This is a genomic window from Marinobacter persicus, assembly GCF_002934325.1.
Taxonomy (GTDB): domain Bacteria; phylum Pseudomonadota; class Gammaproteobacteria; order Pseudomonadales; family Oleiphilaceae; genus Marinobacter; species Marinobacter persicus_A.
This window is the reverse complement of record NZ_PTIV01000009.1, coordinates 1-12136: the sequence shown is the minus strand read 5'-3', so window position 1 is coordinate 12136 and position 12136 is coordinate 1. Positions and strand designations below refer to the sequence as shown.

The following is a 12136-nucleotide window of genomic DNA, read 5'->3' as shown; positions in this document are numbered from 1 at the left end:
CCTTACAGCCACCCCTTCCGCTTGAAGTACCAGTAGGGCGCGAACGCGGCCAGCACCATCAGCCCCAGTGCCATGGGGTAGGCCCAGGGCCAGTCCAGTTCCGGCATATGCTGGAAGTTCATGCCGTAGATGCTGGCAATCAGGGTGGGTGGCAGGAAGACCACCGCCGCAATGGAAAAGATCTTGATGATCTGGTTCTGTTCGATATTGATGAAACCCTGGGTGGAATCCATCAGGAAGTTGATCTTGTCGAACAGGAAAGTGGTATGTGACATCAGGGTTTCTATGTCCCGATTGATTTCCCGCAGCGTTTCACGAATCTCTCCTTCCTTTTGAAGATGGCGCAGCAGGAACGACAGGTTGCGCTGGGTGTCCATCAGGCACAGGCGGGTTTTGCCGTTGCTGTCTTCGAGCTTGGCCAACTGGCTAATGGCGTCATCCAGTTCCGCGTCTTCATCTTCCAGCACCAGGTAACTGACATTTTCCAGCTGCCGGTGCAGGTCTTCCAGGCCGTCGGCGTGGTTCTCCACTTTCTGGTCCAGGATGGTCACCAGCATTTCGGAGGCATCGCGGGCTTCGACCTGTTCACGACGGGCGCGCATGCGCAGCAGGCGGAAATCCGCCAGTTCGGTCTCGCGGATGGTGATCAGGCAGTTTTTTTGCAGGATGAAAGCGACGGATACCGTATTGTGCCGGCCGTCGGCCAGATTCAGGAAAAGTGAGTGAACATGAACGCCGGCGTGATCGACAAAACAGCGGGCCGAGGCCTCGATTTCCTCGACATCATCAAACGCCGGGATGTCGCTTTTCACCAGCGTCTGCAGTAGCTGGCGCTCATCCTCGGTGGGCTCGCAGGCATCAATCCAGTCGGCCTGTTTGAGGTAGGCTCTTTGCTCATCTTCCGGAACGTCCAGCTCCTTGATCAAGCCGTCCTGGATTTTGTAGAACCTCAGCATGAACGGTCTCCCCGTTTTATCGGCGTGTCAGGTAACTCAGTCTATCAGCACAGCGTAGATAACGGCGGCCAGAAGCACGCGATAAATCACGTAAGGCCACATCCCCACTTTATTGAGCCACTTCAGGAAGAAGTGTATCGCGGTGATTGCCATGACGAAGGAGGTCACGCCGCCCAGCAGGAAACCACTCCAGTCCACGGTAACATCCGAGGTGGCCACTTCCAGAAGCTTTACCGCCGATGCCAGCACGATAATGGGAATAGCCAGCAGGAACGAGAAGCGGGAGGCGGTCTGGCGGCCCATGCCCAGGAACAACCCGGCGGTGATGGTGACCCCGGAGCGGGAGGTGCCGGGAACCAGGGCGAAGGCCTGGGCAATGCCGACGATGAGGGCATCTTTCCAGCTCAGGGAGTCCAGGGTGCGCTCGCGCCGGGGCAGCCAGTCCGCGATGCCCAGGAGGATGCCGAACACCAGGGTGGTGATGAAGATAACCCCGGCACCGCGCAGTTCGTTGTCGATCATGTCCAGCAGCGCCAGGCCGGCGAGGCCTGCTGGGATGGTGCCGATCACCAGGTACAGCGCCAGCGCACCCTGGCCAACAAGCCTGCGCTGGCCCATGGACACCAGGCCATCTTTGGCAATGCCGAACACATCCCGACGGAAATACAGCACCACCGCCAGCAGGGTGCCCACGTGTACCGACAGATCAAAGCCCACGCCCTGGTCTTCCCAGCCAAAAAACGCCGGTGTGAGGATCAGGTGGGCGGAGCTGGAGATGGGCAGGAATTCGGTTAGTCCCTGGAGAAGGCCAAGGAACAGGGCCTGATAAAAATCCATTCTGTGGCGGTCCGTTTCAGTCAGGGTTCAGGGCTATAAAAGTCGGTGCGAATAGTAGCAGGGCGACCTCGAGTTGAACAGGCGAGGATGGCGGCGGTCGTTCCGGGTGTATCAGGTGTCTGAGGTGTCATCGCTTCCTGCAAACCGGTAGCCCACACCGGGTTCCGTCTGAATGTAATGTTGCTCGGTCGGGTCGTCCCCCAGCTTTTGTCTCAGTCTCCCAATAAGAATGCGCAGGTAGTGTGTATCCCGGGTGTGGGTCGGCCCCCAGATGTCCTTCAATAGCTGTGACTGGGTCACGATTTTCCCGGTTGCCAGCATCAAAACCTTTAAAACGGAAAATTCCTTCGGGGTAAGCCGGACGTGCTCCCCTTTCACCATGACTTTTCGTGTGGAAAGGTCAATGTACAGGGCGCCGTCATCAAACAGCACCGGGGTGTCTTGGGTGGACGCATTTTGTTGCTGCCAACTGCGCAACTGGGTTCGGACTCGCGCCAGTAACTCATCGATGCCGAAGGGTTTGGTGACATAATCGTTGGCCCCCAGATCCAGGGCTTTCACTTTTTCCAGCTCCCTGTCCCGCACTGACAGAATGATGACCGGTGCGGACGACCACTCCCTCAGGCCAGCCAGTACCTCCGAACCATCCATGTCCGGAAGCCCCAGGTCCAGAATCACAAGGTCCGGTGAGTGCCGCGCGCATAACCCCAAACCCGTTTCACCGTCCTCTGCTTCGATGAGCTCATAGCCCTCGGTTCTCAGGCTGATGCGCAGGAAATGCCGGATTTGCGGCTCGTCATCGATAATCAGAATACAGGGCGTGTCGCGGTTTTGTGCTGGAACTGTCATTCACTGGCTCCCCGGCTGGGCTCTTGTTCAGGGGATTCTATCAAAGGCAGCGCCATTTCGATGGTGGCTCCCTGGCCATCTGGACCGGCCAATGCCCGAATTCGACCGCCATGAGCTGCGATCATGCCATGGCAAATGGCCAAGCCTAACCCGCTACCGTGCGGTCCCCGGTCACCCTCACCACCTGTGAAGAACATATCAAATACCTGATCACGTTGACCTTCCGGGATGCCCGGGCCTTCGTCCGAAATGGCGAGAATCAGTTCATCACCGCTTTGGCGGGCCTGTATGCTCAAGGTTGAGCCATCGGGTGCGAACTTGGCGGCATTTTCCAGAACGTTCACCAAGGCCTGTTCAATGAGTGCGGGATGCACGAAGAGCAACGGCAGGTTTTCTTGTACCTCACGTTCCACCCGCACTTTTGACATGAGATTACGGGTACGTCGGAGCGCCGAGGACAGGATGTCGGTGAGGGCGATCCAGTCGCGTTCGATTTTGAGAGTGCCGTGGCCCAGTTTGGTCATGTCCAGCAGGTTCCGAATGTATCGGTCCAGACGCTCCCCCTCGCCGAGGACGGAATCCAGAAGGCTGTCCCGATCCTCATCCGACAGTCTGTCGGACATGGATTTCAGGGTGCTGGCTGAGCCAATCATCGAAGAAAGCGGTGTGCGAAGGTCATGGGAGATAGACGAAAGCAAAGCGGAGCGCAGCCGTTCGGTTTCTTCGGCCACCCTTGATTCGGATAGATTCGCGGCCAGACGGGTCCGGAACCACGCGAGGCCCAACTGATGCACGTAAACGCTGATGGCGAGGCCCCGGTAATACTCCGGATTTATACCGTCGACCCGTAGGCCGAGCACGCCGTAGACTTCTCCGTCTGCTTCGATGGGTTCAAATCGCCATGGAAGGCTGTTCAGTGTGTCGGAAAAGGCACCGCTGGGCTTGCCGTTTTTGATGGCCCAGTCAATGGCGGATCGGTCTGCATTGTTTAACGAGTGCGAATCGCCACCCTGAGCCATAACTTCAAGGGCCCCGTTCTCAGGGCTCCGTTGCGCAATGATCAAGGGTATTTTGAGTTGTTTATAAAGCACCTCCACCGCCTCGGTCTGGACCGAGGTAATGTCGGGGGCGGAGGCGAGGCGGCGGGTAAACTCCAGGTGTGCGTCGGAGAGATCGTTAGAGGCACGCAGCATCCGGACCTGATCCCGCAAGCGGCCGGCAAGGTTGCCTCCGGTGACGGCAATAACCAGGAAGAACACCACCGTCAGGAGCTCGTCGGTATCCGCCATGTGGAAAGTCAGGCGAGGTTCTGTGAAGAAGAAGTTATAAGTCAGAAAGCTTAATGCCGCCGTGAACAGTGCGGGCCGGATGCCGGTGCGGGCCGCCACCCAGAGTACGGATGTCAGGAAAATGAGCGAAAGGTTGCCCAGCGGCAGTACGTTCTGAAGCCCCATTGATATGACGGTGGCAGCGCCAACGCTGCCCACGGCCCAGGCGTAGTCGCTCCACTGAAACGGCTGGCTGGACAGCTGGACAAGCCGGCGACGTTGCTTTCTGGGCACAGGGATAAATGTGACTTCAAAGGCTTCCGCCTGTTCCAGCAGGACACGGCTGGTGGACTTTTTGAAGTGCCACCAACGATTGTGGGAGCGCCCGAGAATCAGCGTTGTAACGTTCTGATCCCTGGCAAACGCGAGGATTTCTTCGGCCACGTTGTGTCCCCGAAGGGTTTTGACTTCAGCGCCCAACCGGGAAGCAAGATCAAACGCTTTTCCCAATCGTTGCCGCTCGTCCGCGCCGGCCCGGCCATTGTCCACGGTAACCACCGTCCAGGGTGCTTTGCGCCTTTCAGCGAGACGCCGCGCTGCGCGCACCAGTGTCTCACCCTGACCGGAGCCGTCCACTGCAACCAGCATCCTGGATCGAATGTGCCAGGGGCCTTCGATACCCCGGGATTGCATCGTATCCCGCACATCGGAATCGAGCCGCTCGGCAATGGTTTGAACTGCGAGCTCTCGCAGTGCCGACAGGTTCGATGGTGAGAAATACCCGTCCATGGCTGCACGGGCCTGTTCCGGGACATAGACCTTCCCCTGCTTCAAACGCTCCAGAAGCTCCGAGGGGGCGAGATCCACCAGCACAATATCCCGGGCCCGCTCCAGGAGGGAGTCAGGGACGGTTTCGCGCATCCGCACACCCGTGATGCTGGCAACTACATCCGACAGGCTTTCCAGATGTTGAATGTTGATTGCCGTCCAGACGGTGATGCCCTGATCCAGCAGTTCCTCTATGTCCTGGTAACGTCTGGGGTGGCGGGTTCCCGGGATATTTCGATGAGCCAGCTCATCCAGTAACAGCACGTCTGGTTTTCGTGCCAGGGCGGCATCGAGATCGAATTCCCGAAACCGATTGCCAGCGTACTCGATCTCTTTTGTCGGAAGCTGCTCAAGCCCCTCGCACAGGGCCAGAGTGTCGGCCCGACCATGGGTTTCGGCGACACCGACCACAACATCGACGCCTTGCCGCTTCAATTCATGGGCTGCTTGAAGCATCTGATAGGTCTTGCCGACCCCGGGGGCGGCTCCCAAAAAGACTTTCAGCCCCCCGGCCGATTCACGCTCCTGAGTCTTCAGGAGCGCATCGGGGTTGGGGCGATGACAATCGCCTTGGTTCAATTGAGAGACTCCTTGCCATCCAGTGCCAGGTTAATCCTGAGAACATTAACCCGACGCTGGCCCAAAATACCCAGTGTGGGGCCTTCAGTGTATCGTTCTATGAATTTATTGACCCGGGAAACGGGAATACTCCGCGCTCTTGCCACTCGTTCAGCCTGAACAATCGCCGATTCCGGTGAGATGTGCGGGTCTATGCCGGAGCCTGAGGCCGCAAGCAGATCCACCGGGATAGAATCAGGATTAACACCCTCTCTCTGGGCAATACCTGCTGAGTGCTCGGCAACACGAGCCCGCAGGTCAGGATTGCTGGGCGCATAGTTGGAACCGCCGACGGAAAACGGATCGTAGCCCGCAGCTGAAGGCCGGCCATGGAAGTATTTCGGGGCTTTAAAGGGTTGTCCAACCAATTCTGACCCCACCACGGTATCATCAACGATAATCATGCTCCCAAAGGCTTGATGTGGAAACATGACCTTACCCGCCGTTGTGACCAGCAGAGGATATAATCCACCGCATAGCAAGATGAAAACAATGGCCGCCCTGGCAGCGGAAAGCCAGGATGCAGACCGCGTTACGGTTACGGAGTTCGATTCAGTCATGATATTGGTCTCCTCAGATGACCACGGTAAGCATCAGGTCCAGCGCCTTGATCGCCGCAAACGGCAGCAACAGCCCGCCGAGGCCAAAAATCAGAAGGTTACGGCGCAGCAGTTGGGTCGCACTGGCTGGTTTGAACTGGATACCCTTCAGCGCGAACGGGATCAGAGCCGGTATGATCAAGGCATTGAAAATGGTCGCCGCCAGCACCGCACTGACCGGGTTGGCCAGATCAAGCACGTTGAGGGCATCCAGCGCAGGCAGGCTGGTGACGAACAATGCAGGCAGGATGGCGAAGTACTTGGCCACATCATTGGCCAGGGAGAAAGTGGTCAGCGAGCCGCGTGTGATCAGCAGCTGTTTCCCAATTTCGACCACCTCTAACAATTTGCCGGGGTCCGAATCAAGATCCACCATATTGCCGGCTTCGCGAGCCGCCTGAGTGCCGGAATTCATGGCAAGTCCCAGGTCGGCCTGGGCCAGGGCAGGGGCATCGTTGGTGCCGTCACCCATCATCGCCACCATGCGGCCTTCATCCTGCTCTTTCCGGATGATGTCCAGCTTCTGCTCAGGGGTGGCTTCGGCAACAAAATCGTCAACGCCGGCCTCGGCGGCAATCGCGGCTGCCGTCACCGGGTTGTCGCCGGTGATCATCACCGTTTTGACACCCATTTCCCGTAACTTGGCGAACCGCTCTTTGATGCCAGATTTGATGACGTCCGACAGGGCGATAACGCCAAGTACGCGATTGCCTTCAGACACCACCAGCGGGGTTGCACCGTTCTTGGCGACCCGGTCTACCAGGCGGTCGGTTTCCTGAGGGTAGTTCCCGCCATTTTCGGTGACGAATTTGCGAATCGCATCCGTTGCACCTTTGCGAAGAATCCGACCATCGGGTAAATCCACGCCGGACATGCGGGTGTTGGCAGAGAACTCGATGAACTCTGTGCCCTCGGAAGCCTCGGCATCCGAGCCTTTATCTCTGGCCAGGGCAACCACGGATTTGCCCTCTGGGGTAGGGTCCGCCAGGGACGTCAATAATGCTGCGTCTCGCAATGTGCCGGGCGCGACGCCCTGAACGGCTTCAAAGGCGGTGGCTTTGCGATCACCCAGAGTGATGGTGCCGGTTTTGTCCAGCAGTAAAGTATCGATGGAACCTGCCACCTCTACGGCCTTGCCCGATTTTGCAATCACATTCGCACGCATGGCCCGGTCCATACCGGCAATGCCGATGGCCGGGAGCAGCCCGCCAATGGTGGTCGGAATCAGGCAAACGAGCAGTGCAACCAACACCGAGAAGGAGGGTGTGGCACCGACAAATCCCCCAAAGGGCACCAGGGTAACCACCACAATCAGGAACACCAGGGTCATGGCAGCCAGCAAAACCGAGAGCGCCAGCTCGCTCGGAGTTTTCTGCCGTTTAGCCCCTTCAACCAGGGCAATCATACGATCCAGCAGTGAATTACCGGGATCGACCGTCACCTCAACCACAATCTCATCGGAGAGTACTTTGGTACCGGCACTGACACCGCTGTTATCCGTGCGTGCTTCTCGGAGCACGGGCGCCGATTCACCGGTCACTGCCGATTCGTTGATGGTTGCGGCACCGGTGACGATTTCACCGTCGGCGGGGATCAGCTCGTTGGGTTTGACCAGCACGCGGTCGCCCCGGCGCAAGTCTGTCGCCGCTACTTCCTTGTACTGTTCGCCATCGAGTTTGCGGGCTTTCAGATCCTTCCTTGTTGCCCTGAGTGCTCCGGCCTGGGCCTTGCCCCGAGCTTCGGCGACGGATTCGGCGCCGTTGGCGAACAACACCGTGAATAAAAGAATCGCGCAGATGGCGAAATCCAGGCCGGCAGGCTTACCCTGGGCAAGATTGCTGAGGCCCAGCAGGAAGGTGATCAGGGTTCCAGTACCAACAACCATCATGACCGGGTTGCGGGCCAGATCTTTCGGAGACAGGCGCCTGATTGACTGGCCGAACACACTGCCCGGATCAAGTGAGTCAGTCATTTTGGGGGTTCTTTTGGACATCATCATTCTCCACTCAGGACATCAGAGCCAGGGCTTCAGCGATCGGGCCGAGAATCAGCACCGGCATAAAGCTCAGCAGGGTAAACATCACAATCACCGCCAGGGTCATCAGCCCGAAGGTGGGCGTGTCGATGCTCAGGCTGCCGCGACCTTCAGGAGCGGAACGCTTGGCCGCGAGCGAGGCCGCAATGGCCAGGGGCGCCAGGATTGGAATGAAACGACCGAGGGCGAGGTTGACTGCACAGGTCACGTTCCACCACACGCTGTCGTCGCCGAGGCCTTCAAAGCCGGAGCCATTGTTGGCAAAGGCTGAGGTGTACTCGTATATCGCCTGGCTGATGCCGTGGAAGCCCGGATTGGAGTTGCCGGTCAACGCCGGGAAGGCAACGGTGATGGCGCTGAAACCCAGAATCAGCAGCGGCTGGATCAACAGCGCAATACACACCAGCTTCATTTCCCGGGTTTCCAGCGACTTGCCGGCGATTTCCGGGGCACGACCGATCATCAGGGAGCCGAGGAAGGCGGCCAGCAGCAGAAACAGCAGGTAACCGATCAGACCCACGCCGATACCACCGAAGGTGACGTTGATGAACATGTCGATCATCGGAACCATGCCGCCAATGGGGTTGAAGCTGTCGTGCATGCCGTTGACCGACCCGTTCGAGGTCTGGGTGGTCCAGCTGCCCCAGAGTGCGGTTGCGGTGGCACCAAACCGGACTTCCTTGCCTTCCAGGTTCTCACCGTCTGCGGCAAGCCCGGAGAAGGCGACGTTCGGCTGGTTTTCGGACCATATCGCCACCGACGTCAGTGACACCGACATCACCACCATCACTCCCATCACCACCATGGCCAGGCGGCGACGGCCGGTCATAAAGCCCAGGGCGAACACCAGGGCCGCCGGAATGAGAACGATGGATACGGTTTGCACGAAGTTGCTCAGTGGCGTCGGGTTTTCCAGGGGGACGCTGGAGTTGGGGCCGTACCAGCCACCGCCATTGGTGCCTATCTGCTTGATGGCCACCATGGGTGCCACCGGGCCGATCGGAATGTTCTGTTCTTCCATGCCGGCGGTCTGGTCCAGTGGAATGGCGGTGCGGGCACCTTCATAGCTGTTCGGCACGCCCTGGGAGGCAATGATCAGTGCCACCACCGCAGCGACCGGCAACATGACGCGAACAATGGCCCGGGTGATGTCTTCGTAGAAGTTACCCACGGAGACAACACCATCGACGGCCGGTTGTTTCTTCTTGTCTGAACGACCCAGAAGTGTACGAACAATCGCCACCAGCGCTGCCATGCCAGCTGCCGGCGTTACCACCTGGAGTGTGACAATCCCAAAGGTATGGGCCAGGTAGCTCAGCTGTGCCTGCCCCGAATAGTGCTGCTGGTTGGTATTGGTCAGGAACGAGACAGCCGTATGAAGCGCCAGGTCCCAGCTGATGCCGTCGATCCCGTCCGGGTTCAGGAACAGAAAGCCCTGGGCCATCAGCAGGCCGAAGACGATCAGAACCAGAGCAAGGTGGAGTTTGAGCAGCGCGTTGCCATAACCCTGCCAGTTCATGGGCTGGAAAGGGTCCACGCGAAACAGTCGGTACAGGCCGTTTTCCACCGGCAGAAAGACAGCGCCCGCCGTCCCCTTGGCGCCGTCGAAAACGCCTGCAATATATTTGCCCAAGGGCCACGCCAACAGAAGCGTGACCGCGTAAATTACGATGACCTCGTTCACAGCCGCTCCTCCAGATCAATAAACATAAAACACAGGCCAAACAGTCCCAGAATGATGCCAATGCCGATCAGTGCCATGGTCAGAACCTCTCGGGCCATAGCAGGGCGGCGACCAGGTAGGCGCCGACTGCTACGGAAACAATGAACAGGAAAGTAGACACGCTCGGTCTCCTTCAGTGAGTGTGTCTTTATGGTGCTGGGGAGGGGCGTAAAAATTCGATGACCAAATCCGGGGCTGGTCGTAAAAAGTTCGTTAAAAAGTGAGGGCTATGGTTCGACCGTTGGGATCAGCCAACAGGAAACTCGGTTTTCGCATATCGAACGCGGGATTTACGGCGCACTGTCAGGGTATAACCCAAAGTGAGTGGGCCAAGGCGTCCGATCAGCATGATTGCCATGATGACCAGCTGGCCTGCTGTGCCCAGCTCGCCGGTGGTTCCTCGGGACAGACCAACGGTGCCGAACGCGGAAACCACCTCAAACGCGATGTCCAGAAACTCATCCTCAACCAGGATGCTCAGTGAAATTACGCCCAGGAAGACCACCGCCATCCCGATGGTGGCTGTGGCGAGGGCCTTGAGTACCGTCTCGCTGCTGAGAGAGCGTTTGAAGAAACTCACATTCAGATTGCCTCGCAAAAACGAACGGGTTGCGGCGAGCATAATGACGAAAGTCGATATTTTGATACCACTGGCCGTGGAGTTCGGGGCACCCCCTACGAACATTAGAAGCAGCATCAGTACGCTGGTGCCAGCCGTTAACGCGCCAATATCGAGAGTGTTGAAGCCAGCTGTGCGTGGCGTAACGCCCTGAAACCAGGCGGCGAGGAGTTTGTCCCAGAAACTGTCCAGCGCTCCAAGGGTGGCGGGGTTGCCAAATTCCAGTAGCAGAATGGCGCCGGTGGCAGACAGGTTCAGCAGCAGGGTAGCCAACAGAATGACTTTGACGTAAACCGACAGCCGCGACCAGCAGCGCTTGTCGAAGAGTTCCATGACGACGATATAGCCCAGGCCGCCAGTGATAAACAGAGCCGTCACGGACAGACTGATGCCAGGATGGTCAACGTAGGCAGAAAGGCTTTCTGGCGACAGAGCAAAACCAGCATTGTTAAACGCTGAGATTGTGTAGAAAAAGGCCTGGTAAAGACCCTCGGTCCATCCCAGTTCCGGGACGAAAAACAGGCCGAGCAACACAATACCGATGGCTTCGGCGGTCACTGCAAACAGCGCAATGGAGCCACCGGCCCTTCGGGCGGTCTGAAGGGAAATCTCGTTGAAGGCTTCCTGTGCGACCAGTTGGTGTTCCAGACGCAGCTTGAAACCCAGAGCGAGGGCGGTGAGTACCGCGAATGTCATTAACCCAAGCCCGCCCAGTTGTATCAGGGCCAGTATCACCAATTGCCCAAACAAGGTGTATTGACTCCCGGTATCCACAACCACGAGGCCGGTCACGGTGATTGCCGAGGTAGCGGTGAAGGCCGCTTCCATCCAGGAAACCGGCTCAACGGTCGCGAAAGGTAACTTGAGAAGGCACGCCCCAAGAGCAATGAGAAACAAAAACGATTCAAGCAGAAGCCGGGGAGGGTTGATGCTCCCTTTCCCTGGTGTCTCGCCGTTTGTGTGATGGGAAACAAGATCCAGAAAATGGACTTTCATAGGCGGCTGACGAGGTCTCTCAGGTCGTCCAGTTTTCCCCCAAGGACAATTCGATCTCCATTACGGATTTTCCAGGTATGGTCCGGGTGAGGGTGAGCTTCCTTCATCCGCTTCACAACCAGGGCTTCCACTGGCTCATCATTAATGACATCGCCGATTGTTTTGTCGATGAGATCGTCTGTGGTGTGAAAGTCCACGATGAAATAGTCATCGTCGAGACCCAGGTAATCGTGCACCATCGGGTAATTCAGTTCCTGTGAAATTCGGACTCCCATTTCAAACTCCGGGGCAATAACTCGCGTTGCACCGAGCCTCTCCAGAATCCGGTGGTGTTGGTTTGTCAGGGCTTTGGTCCAGACTTTCTTGACCCCCAGTTCCCTGAGTTGAAGAGTGGCCAGCATGGTAGCCTCAACATTTCGACCAATGGCAACCACCGCTGCGTCATAGCTGCCCGCGTTCAACTCGATCAGGGAGTTTTCATCGGCGACATCAGCAATAACCGCATGGGTAATTTCTTCCGCCAGCCGGTCGACACAATGTTCGTCTGAATCGATACCCAGCACCTCATGTCCCAGTCTAGTGAGTTCCCGAGCGATTGTTGCGCCAAAAACGCCGAGACCGATAACAATAAACTGCTGCTTTTTGATCATTGATACAGTCCCATTGATTGTTCGTTTTTCAACAAATGAGTGTAGCTGTAAATGTCCGCACTGCGTAAGCGTTCATTCCACGACGTAGTGGACTTATTTCACATCGCGTAGCGGCCTGAGCAACCCGGGCGAGACCTTATATTGTTTGGTGCCATCCT

General features: G+C 57.6%; 10 protein-coding genes. All 10 read right to left on the bottom strand.

Annotation, left to right across the window (positions count from 1 at the left end):
- Positions 1-2 precede the first annotated feature (2 nt).
- Entirely contained in the window at positions 3-956 is a 954-nt protein-coding gene (corA, locus tag BY454_RS06765) for a magnesium/cobalt transporter CorA (RefSeq protein WP_104415510.1), read from the bottom strand.
- Between the two features lie 36 nt (positions 957-992).
- Positions 993-1793, bottom strand: coding sequence for an undecaprenyl-diphosphate phosphatase (locus tag BY454_RS06760; RefSeq protein WP_104415511.1), 801 nt, complete (start codon positions 1791-1793; stop codon positions 993-995).
- Between the two features lie 111 nt (positions 1794-1904).
- Positions 1905-2642, bottom strand: a complete 738-nt coding sequence (locus BY454_RS06755; protein WP_104415512.1) for a response regulator — start codon at positions 2640-2642, stop codon at positions 1905-1907.
- Positions 2639-5317: a sensor histidine kinase gene (locus tag BY454_RS06750; RefSeq protein WP_104415513.1), complete on the bottom strand. Its 2679-nt coding sequence runs from the start codon at positions 5315-5317 to the stop codon at positions 2639-2641. The genes BY454_RS06755 and BY454_RS06750 overlap by 4 nt, the downstream gene beginning before the upstream one ends.
- Positions 5314-5916 carry a potassium-transporting ATPase subunit KdpC gene (kdpC, locus tag BY454_RS06745; protein ID WP_104415514.1) on the bottom strand — a complete coding sequence of 201 codons (603 nt, stop codon included), beginning with the start codon at positions 5914-5916 and terminating at the stop codon, positions 5314-5316. The genes BY454_RS06750 and kdpC overlap by 4 nt, the downstream gene beginning before the upstream one ends.
- Before the next feature lie 13 nt (positions 5917-5929).
- Positions 5930-7927, bottom strand: coding sequence for a potassium-transporting ATPase subunit KdpB (kdpB, locus tag BY454_RS06740; protein WP_258075587.1), 1998 nt, complete (start codon positions 7925-7927; stop codon positions 5930-5932).
- A 34-nt stretch (positions 7928-7961) separates the two neighbouring features.
- Positions 7962-9674, bottom strand: coding sequence for a potassium-transporting ATPase subunit KdpA (kdpA, locus tag BY454_RS06735; RefSeq protein ID WP_104415515.1), 1713 nt, complete (start codon positions 9672-9674; stop codon positions 7962-7964).
- A gap of 79 nt (positions 9675-9753) precedes the next feature.
- The gene (kdpF, locus tag BY454_RS17170; protein ID WP_104415516.1) at positions 9754-9834 is read right to left on the bottom strand and encodes a K(+)-transporting ATPase subunit F; all 81 of its coding nucleotides are present in this window, start codon (positions 9832-9834) and stop codon (positions 9754-9756) included.
- Positions 9835-9960: 126 nt separating this feature from the next.
- Positions 9961-11160, bottom strand: coding sequence for a TrkH family potassium uptake protein (locus BY454_RS06725; RefSeq protein WP_258075586.1), 1200 nt, complete (start codon positions 11158-11160; stop codon positions 9961-9963).
- Between the two features lie 164 nt (positions 11161-11324).
- Positions 11325-11978 carry a potassium channel family protein gene (locus BY454_RS06720; protein WP_104415518.1) on the bottom strand — a complete coding sequence of 218 codons (654 nt, stop codon included), beginning with the start codon at positions 11976-11978 and terminating at the stop codon, positions 11325-11327.
- Between the last annotated feature and the right edge of the window lie 158 nt (positions 11979-12136).